Annotated in this window: 10 protein-coding genes; 4 read left to right on the top strand and 6 right to left on the bottom strand. The window is 58.9% G+C overall.

All coding sequences use genetic code 11. The annotated features are described in order from the left end of the window. The first annotated feature begins 178 nt into the window (after positions 1-178). From BMZ66_RS13480 to BMZ66_RS13470, 3 genes are all read left to right on the top strand, one after another. A complete protein-coding gene (locus BMZ66_RS13480; RefSeq protein WP_092674092.1) occupies positions 179-1,615 on the top strand; it encodes a GMC oxidoreductase in 1,437 nt (478 codons plus the stop codon). A gap of 18 nt (positions 1,616-1,633) precedes the next feature. Then, complete coding sequence (locus BMZ66_RS13475) at positions 1,634-2,059, top strand: hypothetical protein (RefSeq protein ID WP_143080202.1); 426 nt, start codon at positions 1,634-1,636, stop codon at positions 2,057-2,059. A gap of 704 nt (positions 2,060-2,763) precedes the next feature. Then, positions 2,764-4,122: an HTTM domain-containing protein gene (locus BMZ66_RS13470; protein WP_143080201.1), complete on the top strand. Its 1,359-nt coding sequence runs from the start codon at positions 2,764-2,766 to the stop codon at positions 4,120-4,122. Between the two features lie 84 nt (positions 4,123-4,206). Here the strand turns inward: BMZ66_RS13470 and BMZ66_RS13465 are convergent, their stop codons facing one another. Beyond that, positions 4,207-6,933, bottom strand: a complete 2,727-nt coding sequence (locus BMZ66_RS13465; RefSeq protein ID WP_092674083.1) for an alpha-L-rhamnosidase-related protein — start codon at positions 6,931-6,933, stop codon at positions 4,207-4,209. Positions 6,934-7,127: 194 nt separating this feature from the next. Between BMZ66_RS13465 and BMZ66_RS13460 the strand changes: the two genes are divergently transcribed. Beyond that, entirely contained in the window at positions 7,128-7,577 is a 450-nt protein-coding gene (locus BMZ66_RS13460) for a DUF4174 domain-containing protein (protein ID WP_177204720.1), read from the top strand. Between the two features lie 93 nt (positions 7,578-7,670). On the opposite strand, the gene BMZ66_RS13455 is transcribed toward BMZ66_RS13460, so the two are convergent. From BMZ66_RS13455 to BMZ66_RS13435, 5 genes are all read right to left on the bottom strand, one after another. Further along, positions 7,671-9,581 (bottom strand): DUF294 nucleotidyltransferase-like domain-containing protein, encoded by a 1,911-nt coding sequence (locus BMZ66_RS13455; protein WP_092674077.1) that lies wholly within the window; start codon positions 9,579-9,581, stop codon positions 7,671-7,673. A gap of 229 nt (positions 9,582-9,810) precedes the next feature. After that, positions 9,811-10,533, bottom strand: coding sequence for a 3'-5' exonuclease (locus tag BMZ66_RS13450; protein WP_177204719.1), 723 nt, complete (start codon positions 10,531-10,533; stop codon positions 9,811-9,813). Between the two features lie 192 nt (positions 10,534-10,725). Then, entirely contained in the window at positions 10,726-12,117 is a 1,392-nt protein-coding gene (locus BMZ66_RS13445; protein ID WP_092674071.1) for an ABC transporter permease, read from the bottom strand. Between the two features lie 2 nt (positions 12,118-12,119). Beyond that, on the bottom strand, positions 12,120-13,538 hold the full coding sequence (locus BMZ66_RS13440) for an ABC transporter permease (protein ID WP_092674067.1): 1,419 nt from the start codon (positions 13,536-13,538) through the stop codon (positions 12,120-12,122). A gap of 6 nt (positions 13,539-13,544) precedes the next feature. Beyond that, on the bottom strand, positions 13,545-14,255 hold the full coding sequence (locus BMZ66_RS13435; protein ID WP_369407594.1) for an ABC transporter ATP-binding protein: 711 nt from the start codon (positions 14,253-14,255) through the stop codon (positions 13,545-13,547). Positions 14,256-14,414 lie beyond the last annotated feature (159 nt).

Below are 14,414 nucleotides of genomic sequence, written 5' to 3'. Positions count from 1 at the left end.
CGTGCAAAAACCACTTCCACTCCCTTGTTTTGCTTATAATTAGCCTTTTTTATCTCGCAATAATTAAGAACTAATTCACAGCCCTACATGTAGAACAATGGCGCTATGTATGAAGTACGCGCAACTTGCGGGGGACGGGCGACGGCTCACTTCCTGCACTCAATGGTATCCTGATTAAATGAAACATACGGCTTACGATTTAGTAGTGGTCGGAACGGGCTTCGCTTCGACCTTTTTTCTTAAACAGTATCTTAGCAAAGCTCCTGCTTCGGCCAAAGTGCTGGTGCTGGAACGCGGCCACTTGTTTCCGCGGGCTGAGCGCGTGAAGGAGATAATCGGCGAAAAGTCAGCCTACGCCGGCCTCAACCCCATTTCCAACGACACGTTCGAAAACCACAAGCCCGACAAAGACTGGCACTTCAGCGTGGGCTTTGGCGGCAGCTCCAACTGCTGGTACGGCTGCACGCCGCGCTTCCTGCCCTCCGACTTTCGGATGAAGACGCTGTACGGCATCGGCAACGACTGGCCCGTGCAGTACGACGAGCTCGACCCCTACTACGAGCAGGTGGAAGACCTGATGTCCATCTCGGGCCCGGCCGAAACGCCTTACCCCCGCAAGAAGGCCTACGCCCAGCCCCCGCACCTGTTCACGGCCGTTGATACCATTCTGCACCAGAAGTACGGCAAGCTATACATCAACCAGCCCACGGCCCGCGCCCGCGTGGCCATGAACGGCCGCAACCCCTGCTGCGCCAGCGCCGTGTGCAGCGTGTGCCCCGTCGATGCCAAGTTTACCATCGAGAACTCGAACTTCCGGGTTTATGAGGACCCGCGCGTTGAATTGCAGCAGGGCGCCCAGGTGTATGGCCTGGAACTGGTGCAGGACCGGGTGCGCAAGGTGAGCTTCCGGCAGGACAACAAGGACCACCACGCCGCCGGCGAGGTCGTGGCCCTGGGTGCCAACGCCCTCTTCAACGCCAACATTCTGCTAAATTCCGGCGACAAAAACCCCTTCACGGGGCGCGGCCTGGGCGAGCAGCTGGGCCTGCAGGCCCACGTGTACCTCGACAACCTGCAGAGCCTGGGCGGCAGCACCTGGGTGAACGCCAACGGCTACATGCTCTACGACGGCGAGCACCGCAAGGAGTACGCGGCTTGCCTCATGGAGTCGAGCAACGCCCCCTTCTTCCGGCCCGAAAGCGGCAAGTGGCGCCACATGGCTAGCTTCCGCATGATTTTCGAGGACCTGCCCGACCACGACAACTACGTGGCCACCACGTCGGACATTATGAAGCCGGCCATCCACTTCAAAGGCCCTTCCGACTACACCCTCAAGGGCATTGAGAAGATGAAGCAGCGCCTGCCCGACGTGCTGTCGTGCCTGCCCGTGGAAAAAATCATCTACGACCAGCCTTATGCCTCCGAGGCGCACATTCTGGGCACCACCCGCATGAGTGCCACGGCCGAGCAAGGCGTGGTGGACAAGCACCTGCGCCACCACCAATACCGCAACTTGTTCGTATTGGGCAGCGGCAGCTTCACCACCTACACCCCCGCCAACCCCACCCTCACGCTGTCGGCGCTCTCGCTGCTGTCGGCCCACCAATCTTTCTAGCCGAGAAATTATATTGTTATGCGCAGAAGAAGCTTTTTGCAATTATTGGGTTTGGGCACTGCCGCCGTGGCGGTTCCTTCGGTGGGGGTGGCGGCCTCTTCCGTTGAGAACGCCCTGGCCGGCATCATCCTGAACGAATTCAGCTTCCTGAAAATAGACCGGGCGGGCGTCGACCAGTTTGTGGCCGACTACTACCGCATGACCGGGGCCAACAAGCAGTTCTTCATGAACGTGAAGACCAAGGCCTACTACTTCCTGAAAATCGACTCGGAACGCTCACAACTCGTGCGGACCCTGACCCAACTGTACTTGATGTCGACCGATTTCTTTCAGAACCGGATGGATGAAAGCAAGGAAGTGAAGTACCTGGGCTGGTACAATCCGCACAAAACGCCGTGCGCCAATCCGTTCTCGTCTATCTACTACCCGCCGGTCGTGAGTTAGTTCTTTGCTGCCTTCGGGCAGAACCTCATCAATTAAGAAGCCTGCTGCCATTATCGATTTCGATAATTAGCAGCAGGCTTTTTTGCGCTCACTCAATAGAATTGTGCCTCTTAGTGGCGGCTGGTTCAGCTCCTACGCAGGTACCAAAATCCCACGTGTTTTAACAAGGGCCTCGGAGTGACTAATAAGATGATTGTGAGGGAACAAAAAGATGTTCGAAAATGGTCTGTCACGGAGTCTTAGCAATTCAAACGTTCGCAAGGTTTTCTGCTCAATACCATCCCGTAATGTGCAGTTGGGCTTATTTAATAAAGTTTTTTCTTCACGTTGTTGGCAGGCCCGGTTATTGCACACCAATTAATTATGAAGCCAATAAGCTTGACGACTTGTCCAGCTAAGGAATTTTTTTATTTTTTTATCCATAAAAATAATAGGTAAAATACCGTAAATAACACAACTTCAACACGTGTTATTCGGTACAAGCCGGACACCATAACGCATCAAAAAATTAAGTATTTAAATTTCTTCATTCTCTCCTTCGCATTTGCCTTTCCACTTATTACAACAACGACTACTACATGCCTCTTTCTGTACCCGCTGCATTATCCAACAGCAATCTAGATAAGGAAAATTATGCCCGCTTAAGTACCGCAAGTCTACCCACCAATAACTTTAATGACATTACCCGTTACAAGGTTTTTTGTGTGGCCTGGGCCGTCGCAACCTTGTTTCACATGGCGCAGTCGCGGGTTTATACCAAAGAACTGCACTATGCCCTGCTTACGGCGGCGGCTATTCTGCTGATTCTGCGCCCAGCTTCCATGCTGCGGCTCACTTCCTTGATTACGCTGCAGCTCTACGAAGTGCTATTCCGGGCGCCTTACATCAGCAACCACTGGATATTTGCGACGTTCGTTAACCTGACCATTCTGCAGGCGCTTATTTATTTAATCATTAAAAAGCGCAGCTTACAAATTGACAAAGGCGACTTAATCAGAACGTTTGCACCAGTAGTACGCATCGAGGTAATTATACTCTACTTCTTTGTGGTTTTGCACAAGCTAAACTGGAGCTTTTTGGCGTCTGACGCCAGCTGTGCCGCAGTGCTTTACAAAGCCCAGCACCTTGATGCATTGATACCCACCACCGACACTTTTTTGAAGTACAATATCTACTTCACCATCATCATTGAAACGCTTATTCCGGTCTTGCTTATTTTCCGCAAAACCCGAAACATGGGCGTCTTAATTGGCTTGGGCTTTCACTGCGTTATCGCCTTCAATTCACTGAATGGCTTCTATGACTTTTCGGGAATGATTTTCGCCGTCTACGTCCTATTCACAAGCCACTCGTTTACCAACACGGTGGCCAACTTTAACGACAAGTGGACGGAGCGTCGAATTGAGTTCAGAAAAAAACTGGGTCAGTTTAGCGTTAAGAACTTCGTGGTTTTGCTTGCGATATTCTTTTTCAGCCTGGTCGCGCTGGCCTACCTCACCACGCAGTTTAAAGACTATTTCCGGATAGTTTGGGCGCTGTACAGCACGGTATTTATTGTGCTCTTTCTGGTGGCGCTCAAAAAAGAATTTTGGCAAAACACCAACCTCTCTTTTGCTTTACCTGCAGCGCTCTTTCTGCTAGTTCCGGCACTGGTGTTTTTCAACGGAATTAGTCCCTACCTGGGTCTAAAGACGGAATCCTCGTTTGCGATGTTTTCTAACCTGAGAACCGAAGGCGGGATTACTAACCACGTTTTTATTCCGGTCAGCACACAGATTTTTGACTTTCAGAAGGACATGGTGGAAGTAGTTTCCTCCACCGACAAGCAGTTGAAAGAAGTGGCCTCGAAGCATCAGTTATTGCCCTTTTTTCAGTTCAAAAATCACGTAGCCAAAGCCAAGCCCGAGCAGGTTGTTTACATCCGCAACGGCCAGCAATACACGTTCAATCAGGCCACGGCTTCCCCCGACGATGAATTGCGGCACCAGAGCCCTCTCATTCTGCAAAAGCTGATGGGATTCCGGGCCATTAGCAAATACGAGCCACAGCCCTGCGAGCACTAGGCGTACTGGTCACCCAACCCAAAAAAACAGCCCCGACCACATTGGCCGGGGCTGTTTGCGTTACTACCGCCTATCAAGTCGAGCTTACTCTACTTTTCGCACCCGCAGGTAGTCCAGCATGGCTTGGTTCACTTCGCCGTTCATGTTCTCATTGGCCGGCTCGAAGGCCAGCGTGAGTGGGTGCGTACCCTTCTCCAAGCGCACCAGCACGGGGTTCGAGAAGCCCCAGTTCGACCATTCTTCGACGCCGCGCTGAGGCAGCACCACCGTGCCCAGCAGCTCTTGGCCGCGCCGCAGCGTGCGGATGGCGCATTTGTTATTGGTGTTGATGGGCCCGTTGCCGTTGGCGTAGCGGAAATCCACGGCATATAGACCGGCCTCGGCCACCGTCACGGGAATGGTGAGGGACTTGTTTTTGCTTTTGCTGATTTCGACGAAGCCCTGGCCGCTGAAGCCCTTGTAGGCCAGCGCTGCTTTAGGAGCCACGGTTTCGAGCTGTAGCTGTGGGCTGGCAGCAGTACCTATTTCCAACGGCTCGCTGGCAAAGGACTCCAGGCCCGCGCCGTCCACGGCCACCACTTGATACGCCGCGAAAGGACCGGCAGGAACGGAGCAAGAAGTGCTGGTGGTAGTGGTCACGAGAGCCCCGTTCTTCAACACTTTGTATTCTTTCACTCCTTCGGCCTTCGCCCAAGTCAGATTGTTGCCCACCTGGCTCACCTCCGGCGCCAACGGCGAAAACTGGTTGGCTACCCGGTTGACTCCCGCAGCCTGCGGCGCTTTGCTGCTGAGCACAATGCGTACGGCGTGGCGCCCGCTGAGGCTGGCCGGAATGGCGGCATTGGCCAGCGGCTGGCCGTCCATGGTGATGCTGCTGATTTCGTTGCCGAAGCCTTCCATCTCAATATCGAGCACGGCCCGGCGATACGGGAAATTGGTGAGCCGGCGCTTGCCCTGGAACGCCTGCGGCACGAAGGGCCGGAACACCAGCCGCTCGGGCTGCCACTGCATCCCAAACAGCACCTTGTACACGAGGCCCAGGCTGCCCGAGAGGCTCCAGAGCATGTTGCTGGAGTTGATTTGGGTACCGGCAAAATCGCCGTTGCTGGCCACGTAGTTTTCCTTGTTGGTGAGGAACAGCGCGGCCGGCCGGTAGATGGCGGCCATGCTCTCGGTCACGGATTGGTCGTTGCCGGCACGGGCGCCCGCCAGCGCCCAGAAGCTCTGCACGAAGGGCCACACGGCGTTGTTGTGGTAGGCCGGAATACCCGGAATCTGGGGGTAGATGCAGGGCGTGCCGAAGGGTACGGTGGGCGTTTTGGCTACTACTTCCTGGGCCCGCTCGCCCTCGGCCACGCCGTAGAGCACGCTTAGGGCCTCGCCCAGCGTTTCGGCCTTGGGCGAGAGCGTGAGGGCGGTGCGGCCGTAAAGGAACTGGCCGTAATAGCCCTTTTCGGGCTGCCAGAGGTGCTCGTTGATGGCAAATTTAATGGCCTCGGCCTGGCGCTTGTGCTGGGCGGCTACGCCGGGCTCGCCGAGCTTGGCCGCCATTTGGGCCAGCACCACATTGGCCTGGTAGTGCAGGGCATTGGTGCCGAGGTTTTCCGACTGGTAGATGTCGACGGGCTGCATCCAGCGCGGGTAACTTTGCTCGCGCCAGTCCAGAAACGACGACTCGCCGCGCACCAGGCCGGTGGTGGGGTCGTAGGCGTTCTGGCGGTCGTCAGCCAACGACTTTTTGATGATGGGGTACACCTTGCGCAGCCAGGCGTCGTCGCCGGTCACGTTGTAAATCTCCCAGGCTGCGGTGGCCCATACAATGCGGTCGGTCGAGACGGGGTAAGCGCCCCCGGTACCGGTGTCCTGAATGATGCGGCCTTCAGGGCTCACCTTGCGCATCAGGCTTTTCATGGCCGATTTCGGCTGCAAGGCGGCCTGCGCCAGAATGATGCTGTAGCTGATGTCGCGGGTCCAGACGCCGGCCCATTCCTTGCCGGTGCGGAAAGTGCTGTCGGGCTCCACGGCGCGGCGGGCTTCTTCCAGGGCTAGGTTGTAGAGGGCATCGGCCAGCGGGTAGTCGGACGAGTACTGCGGAAAGTCGGCGGTGTTGATGCTTTGCTTCCACTGCTGGGCGGTGGTTTTGGCGGCCGCGGGCTGATTGAGATTAAGCGTGACTTCGTAGATGCCGTTGCCGTCGGGGTCCTTCATTTCCAGCTCGGGCTTATTCACCAGGTTGTCAAAGTCCCAGCTCAACGGCTCTGTGCCCCCGGCAATGTAGACGTGCTTAAAATCCTGCTGGTACAGCTTGTCGCCCTTGAAGGTGGTGTAGTAGCCCTGCTTCTTGAAGGCGGCCAGCACCGGCCGCAAATCCAGCCGGATTTTCACCGGCGTGTTCGGCGTGAGGTAGGTGGTGGCCGAGGCGGGCGTGGAATCCTCGTATCGCTGCCCAAACACGATGGGCGGCGTCTCGATGGCCCCGCCACCGGGCCGCGGCGCGGCAATGAGCAGGTGGTTCAGGCCCGGCGCCATCTCGTTGTCCTTGCCGTTGAGGCTGAACTTGAACTCCACCCGCGGGCTTTGAAACTCGTTGATGGGGCTCTGGTAGTTCGATACCAACTCAGTGGCCGAGAGGGCGCGGGCCTCGTGCGGGCCCTGCACCACGCGGTCGCGGTACAGGGTGTAGGCGTCGGATTGCCAAACGGGATTCATGGCAGCGGAAGCAGTGGTTTCGGAAGCTGGCTTGGGGGTTTGGCAGGCGTTGAGCAAGCCCAGGGTCAGCAAGAAGCCGGTGGAAAGGAGGCGGGAATTCATCGAAAAGGAAGCAGCAGCGGAAAAGGCTGAGCAATGCAAAGTAAGGCGTTCGGGAAGCTTATCCCGGTTCCGATGTTGTGTGCCTACGTATACGCAGTCTCATCGCCAAGCTTATGCACCTTCGCCCTTTCCTTCGCGCCTCCCTCCTACTGCTGGGCTTGTTTTGCCTGCTCACCGCCCAAACTTCCAAACCTATGAGCCTAGAACAAACCCTGCGCGATAGCCGCTGGAAGAAACGGGTGCTGCTGGTAGCTGCGCCCACCGCCGAGCACGCAGATTTTAAGACTCAAAAGGCGCTGCTAGCGGCGAACGCAACCGAACTTGCCGAGCGTGATTTCCTAGTGGTGGATGCGGTGCTTGACCAATTATCAGCCGCTGACAAGCAGTTTTTGCTGAAGAAAATCGGGGTTCAGGCTGGCCAGTTTTCTGCGGTGCTGATTGGCAAAGACGGTGGGGTGAAGGAGAAAAGCCGGCGGCCTATTGCGCCAGCGGATTTGTTGGGACGGTGGATAAGATGCCGATGCGGCAGCAGGAGATGCGGCGGAAGTAGCGCGGAGTTGGCCAAGCGGGGGAACCTCACCCCCCAGCCCCCTCTCCAAAAAAGAGGGGGAGCCATGGATGCGCAGATTAGTAGAATGAGTTGAAGCGTGTGCTTTTAACCGGCAGGCTCCCCCTCTTTTTTGGAGAGGGGGCCGGGGGGTGAGGTTCCACAGGCGTGCGGTTCCACCCAATCCCTCCTACCCTAACGACTTCGTAAATCCTACCTTAATCTTCAGCTGGAAATCCGCAATGACCTTGAAAATCTCCTTCAAAGTCACCTGCTCCACTTTAGTCAGCGTCTTCGGGTCCAGGTAATTATCAGGCGTCACCTTATCGCTGATAATCTGCACGGCCTGTTTCTTCAAACGCACGCCCATGAGGTAGTAGTAGGACTGCAGCAACTCCTGGGCCTCGCGCTCCGTGAACACGCCTTGCTCGCGCAGGGCCTCCAGCCGCTCGCCGGTGTTGGTGGCGAAAATGCGGTGCTTGAGGGCGTACATGCGCACCAGGTCCACGATGGGCGACATGGTTTTCTTGAGGTTGAACACCTGCTGCGTGCCATGAGCAAAAGTGCGGATGTTGCGGAAAAACGTAAGCGGCGGCTCGTACTGCAGGGCATTCACGGCCATGTAATGAAAAAACCGGTCCACCGGCTTTTGCAGCTCTACGTCCAGGAAAGCGTGCAGCTCGTCCATGATGGTGGGGTCACCGTAGAGGTAGCGGCAGTCGAACGACGCCGCGAACTGCATGCCGGTTTCAGGGTTGGAATCCGTGAGCCACTCCACGTAGTTGCGTTTCCAGTGCGAGAGCGAGTGGGCCCACTTGGGGTTTTTGGCCATGAAACCGCCCTCGCAGAACGCAAACCCGATGTCGTTGAGGCGGTCCGATACAATTTCGGCGAAGCGTAGGAAGTAGGCCCGAACCAGCTCGCGCTGCTCGTTGGCCTTGTCTTCGTAAATAATGGCGTTGTCCTGGTCGGTAAGCAGGGTTTGTTCCTTACGGCCCTCGCTGCCCAGCACCATGTACACGAACTTAGCCGGCGGCGGGCCCAGCTCGCCGATGGTATCCTCAATCACCTTCAGGGCGATGGTGTCGGACACGGTGGTGATGACCTGGTTCACGATTTCGGGCTTTACGCCGCGGTTCAGCAGCTGGTACACCATTTCCGGAACTTGCTCCCAGCGGCGCTTGAGCTCGGGCACGGCCTGGGCCTGCTTCACCGACTGAATGAAGATGAACGGCGACTGGGCCTGGTCGTCGGTCAGCAGCTTGTTGCGGCTCAGGTAGCCCACAAATACTCCGTCTTTCTCCACCAGCAGGTACCGCGTCTTGGTTCGGAACATCAGCAGTATGGCCTCGTGCACAAAGGCCTTGGTACTGATGCTGACCACTGGCGCATCCATAATACTTCCCACGGGCTGGTGGGCATCAGCCAGGCCGGCCACCACTTTGTCGCGCAGGGTGATGTCGGTTACGTAGCCGGTGATGTGGCCATGGCCGTCGTCATTCACGAAGTAGCAACTGGTGCGGGCCGCGGCCATGCGCCGGGCCACTTCGAAGATGGGCGTGCTGGCGGGGCAGGCCACCACGCCCCGGAGTTCCAACGTTTCGATGCGACGCGAAAACAGCTGGTCGGAGGCCAGGTAGTTTTCACCGGCGCTGCTGGCGGGCCGCACAAAGTGGGCGTACTCCTCGTTCAGCATCCGCTGGCCATAGCGCGCGGTGAAGAAGTGGAAAAACTCTTCGTAGGCCTGGCACAGGGAGCGAAACTCGCGGCGGTGCAGGAAGTATACGCGGGTATTGGCCTTGGCCAGCACCGTACGGAGCGAGCGTTTCTTGTTCAGCAGCACCGAGATGCCGCCGTAACAGTCGCCGGGCCGGCTGTACTCAAGCACGCGCCGGTTCTGCTGGCTGTCGTAGAAAAACGTCTCGTATTCGCCCTCCACAATGATGTCGAGCCCGCGCATCTTCGACACGTCTTGGTAATAGATGATGGCCTCGCGGGGGTGGCGCACCTCGACCAGGCCTTCGGCCACTTCAGCCAGCACCTCCTCGGGCAGCAAGTCGAAAGGCTTTACGGTGCGCAGGAAGTCGAGACGGTCGCTCATGAGGGAGAAGTAGGTATGTTGAAAAGTTTGGTGCAAGGCTGCCTCAACGTCTGTCATGCTGAGCTGGCGAAGCACCTTATCACGTGTGAACGACTCGTGCTGACCTGATAAGGTGCTTCGCCAGCTCAGCATGACAGACGATTGGGTTCATTTAGCTAGTAAAGATGCTTGGCCACGCTGACCTTCGGTTCGCTGAAATCTGTATGACCGTCTTTTTAACTTCCTTTTTTCACCCTATTAGGAAAAACGCCAGCAGCACCAACGCCAACCCGCCCAACAACAGCCACACAGGCACGCCTACCTTAATTCGTCGCTTGCGAGGCTTTAGCGGCGTCAGGTTCGGGAGTCCTACTGGACCTTGCTGGGCCACGGTTTCGGGCGTGATGCTCCCCTGCCGCTGCAGCTCGAAAAAGCAGCGGGCTGTGGCGTAGGCATCGGCCAGGGCGTCGTGCTGCTCGGGCTGCGGCTCCTGGAATAAGCGTTGGTACAAGTCGCCCAGGCGCAGATATCCTTGGTTGGAGTAGCGCACCAACTCGCCCGTGGCGCGCATGGTGCAGAAAGTGGGCAGCTGTTCCAACGGGTTTTGCATGCCGGCCCGGTAAAATCCCACACCCACCATGTGGTAGTCGAGCTGCATGAAGTGGGCCACCACCAGCGGGTGGTACTGCAGCAGGTCACGCTGCAGGCGCTGCATCACGGCGTGGCGCGGCTTGCCGTTCTGGCGCAAAAAGTCCACTGTGAGGCCGTGCACGCTGCCCGAGGCCTCGCTCATGTCGTAGTCGTTGGGCTGGATGTAGTGGTTTTCGGCCTTCACTTCCTGCCCATCTTTGGTGTACACCACCCAGGCCAGCTGTGCAATGTGCGGCCAGTTGTCGCGGCTGGAATACGGCTTGGCCCAGTCGCGCGGAATGCCCGAGGTTTCGGTATCGACGAACAGCAGGTACTCTCTCACAGCGCAGGCAGCCGGGGTTGATGGGATTTAGAGTACGAAGAACTGTAATTATTGGCTCATACTGCCTTTTGTTCTGCTGGGGCGCCTCACCCCCCGGCCCCCTCTCCGAAAAGGAGAGGGGGCCGGGGGGTGAGGCGCCCCAGCAGAACGAATCAGCGCCAAGGCCAGCACTTTAACTACCCCGCTCCCACCCTACCGAGGACTAATAGCCCGCCTACGCATCAGCACCAACCCCAGCGCAAATGTCCCAGCCACCGTCAGCAGCAACTTGCCCAATCCGCGGTAAGCCGTAGGCAGCTCCGGCTGGCTGGTGAAAGAATGCGTAGGCTCGCGGGCATAGTCGGCGTGCGTGAACGGCACCTGTCGGAACAGAAACGGGTAGTAGTAAGCCCGCAGGGAATCGTGGTAGGCGCGGGCGCTGCTCTGAAACTGCAGGTGCGTGGGCAGGTCAGTCCCGGCTAGGGCGTTGAGGCTGGTTTGGGCGTTGATGGCGGGCGAAAGCACGTTAAGTTGCTCGACCAGGACGAAGCGCTGCTGCAGGCCGCGGGCGTAGGCGGCCGCTAGGGGCTCAACCGACACGTCGCCCAGGTGCTGAAAGGCATAGTACCAGCGCCACACAAACCGCTCGCGAATGGTGGCCGTGTCGCGCCACTGCGGGTAGTGGGCGAAAAAGCGGTTCATGGTCTGGGCCTTGGGTCGGTCCCAGCCGGCATGAATTTCCTCTCGCTGCTTGATGGTGAGGGCCAGGCCCTGGGGCACGGGCCGGGCCGCGGCCACGCCCAGATTGAGCAGGCCCGGTATCAGCACCACCAGCAGCAGCCAAGTGCCCACCAGGGCCACGGCGTTCACGGCCGAGCTGCGCTGCAAGGCCGTGACCACCAGCACCGCTCCAAACCAAAACAGCGCATACGCCGTGACGAAGACCAGCCACAGCAGCACGCGGCCATCGAGGGGCACCCCGGCCCAGCCCATGCCGATAGCCGAGAGCAGCCAGGCCAGCCCCAGCACCACGCCCATCCGAAACGCGAGCTTGGCTCCCACCAGCAGCGCAGGCCGCACGGGCTGGGCCAGGAGCAATGGCAAAAGGCCCTGCTCCCGCTCGCTCGACAGCAAATTAAAACTCAGCGCGATGATGAGCAGCGGCAGCAAGTACACCAGCACGAAAGCCAGGTCGAAGTTGCCGCTCAGCGACTTCACCGGGTTCACGTTGTCAGTGGCGTAGAGCTGGGCTTGCAGGCCCAGCAGGCGCAGCTTCACGTAGTAGGGGTTCACATCGCGCTGGCCTAAGGAAAGCGCGGCCCAGGCATCGGGGTGGTGCGCGGCGTAGGTGGTGTGGTAGTAGCCAATTTCGCCGGCATCGGCGGAGTCCGGAAATTTCTGCTGTAGCTCGGCCACGTTGTGGTGAGTGAGTTCGGGCAGGGTAGCCAGGTGCTGGCGCTGCCGCTCAATTTCGGTGGTGCCGTAGTAGATGCCGTAGAGCCCAGTGGCCAGCAGCAGGCCAGTGAGCAGCACCAGCCCGCGGGCCGCCCGGAAGTGCCACCACTCGTACGTGAGCAGCAGTCGGAAAAGGGTTAGCTGGCTCATAGTCAGACGATGCTAGTTTTGGAAATAAGGCGCAAACCCAGCCAGCTCAGCCCCACGGCCCAGAGCAGCAAAGACAGCACCGGCAGCAGCAGATGCGGCAACGCCCAGGCCAACGTGGGCAACTGATAATTGAAAACGGGGAGCTGGCGCCAGGTCTCGGCTCCGAGGCGGCGCTCCTTGTCGCCGTAGCCCATGCCGGCCTGCAGCATGTTGAGGCGCTGCACCAGCCCGTAGCGGTAGGCCTCGGCGGCCTCCTGAAAGTGCACGTAATGAGCAAAATCAGACCCGGCCAGGCCCATCGACAACGGCCGGATGGCTTGGTAAGGATTCAGCAGGCCGGCCCAGGTGGAGATGGCGTTTTGGCGCTCGTAGGTAGCGTTGAGGGCGGCAAAGTGCTGCTGGTAAACGCGGCTGGAGTATTCCTCGCTTTCACGCATCACCAGGCCACCCACGCTCACCGGCAGCTTTTCCTCGGAATCAACACCGTACTTCTTAAGCAACGCCTCCTTAAGGGCGGCGCTGCGTTGGTCCTGCGGGTCGTGGCCGTTCATTCCTTTTTGGGCTTCGGCGTGGACCTCGGTGTCCATCTGGGCTTTGGTGATGGCGGGGTACAGCGTGGCGCCGAGGTTGGCGGTGGCTTTAGGCAGAATCACGCCGCCCAGCATCCAGAACCCCAGCAGCGTTACGAGGGCCGTGCGCGAGTCGCGCTGCCAGGCCGATACCACCACCGACCCCACGATAATCAGAAAGAAATACACCGCGTAGCCAACCACAAACAGCAGCAGTCGGGCCAGCAAGTCGGGCCCGGCGGCATACTCTGCACCCACAAACAACAGCGTGGCGGCCAGCGCCAAGGCCGGCGCCACTACCAGCGCCACCGCCTGCCCGTAGCCCCGGATTTTACCCCAGGCCACTTGCCGCAGCGTCACGCCCTGGCTGAGCAGCAGCTTCAGCGTGCCGGTTTCGTGCTCCTCGCCAAAGGCCCCGAAGCACAGGAAGATAATGAGCAGCGGCACCAGCAGCTGCAGCACAAACGCCACCGTGGTTTCGCCAAACCGCAGCAGCGAGCCCGATTCCTGGGCCTGGCTGAAGTTGACGCTGTTCTGATGGTGGGCTTCCAGAAAGACCACCGCACCGGTAAACGAGTCCACGCCCGCATCCAGCAAGCTCAGCCCCGACTTGGGCCGGAAGGCAAACGAGCCGTAGTGGGCCACCCGGTGCGGGTGCCGAGCCGGCTGGTTCTGAAACTGGTCGTTCACGGTGTGCTGGGCCAGGGCCCGCTCCTGCTGCAGGGCCTGGTGGCTGCGGCGCCCTACCAGTGTGGCCAGCAGCAGTAGGGCCAGCACCAGCGCGCTCAGCACCAGGAAGCGCCGGTCGCGGAGGGTGCTGACAAATTCTTTGTGGGCGATACTGCGAATCATAGCCAATTAATCGTGCATGTAGGTGAGGTAGAGCTGTTCCAACTCGTGGGCGTTCAGGGCAGCGGTGGGACGCACGTCCACCAGCTTGCCCTCGCGCATGATGCCCACGCGGGTGCCCACTTCTTTGGCCCGGAAGATGTCGTGGGTGGCCATGAGCACGGCTGTGCCCTCGGCGCTGAGTTGGCGCAGCAGCTCCGAAAACTCGTTCGAGGCCTTTGGGTCGAGGCCGGAGGTGGGCTCGTCGAGCAGCAGCACTTTGGCGTGCTTGGCCACGGCAATGGCAATGCCCACCTTCTGGCGCATGCCTTTGGAGTAGGTGCCCACGCGCCGCCGGGCTGCTTCGGTGGACAGGCCGGCCCGCGCCAGATAGGCCTGCAGCTCCGGCTCCTTATACTGAAAACCGGCCAGGCTGCTGAACAGCGACAGGTTTTCGAGGCCCGTGAGGTGCGGGTACAGCATCACCTGCTCAGGAATGTAGGCCAGGTACTCCTTGATTTTGAGCGGTTGCGCCGCCACCTCTACCCCGTTCACAAAGGCCGCGCCCGAAGTGGGCGCCACAAAGCCGAGAAACAGGTTGATGGTGGTCGATTTGCCGGCTCCGTTCTGCCCCAGCAGGCAAAACACTTCGCCGGGCGCAATCTGCAGGTTCAGCCCGCGCAGGGCCAGCCGGCCGGGGTATTCTTTGCGCAGCTCGCGCGCTTCGAGTATGTAGTTCATGATGGAAAGGAGTGATTCTGCCGTTGGGGTATTTGGTCGTTCTGGCGGGGCGCCTCACCCCCCGGCCCCCTCTCCCGTGGAGAGGGGGAGCCTAACGATTCTATAAAAGCATTACCGGTGTCCCCTCTCCACCGGAGAGGGGGTCAGGGGGTGAGGCGA

The sequence above is a fragment of the Hymenobacter arizonensis genome, from assembly GCF_900115775.1.
Taxonomy (GTDB): domain Bacteria; phylum Bacteroidota; class Bacteroidia; order Cytophagales; family Hymenobacteraceae; genus Hymenobacter; species Hymenobacter arizonensis.
This window is presented reverse-complemented; position numbering and strand designations above follow the sequence as displayed.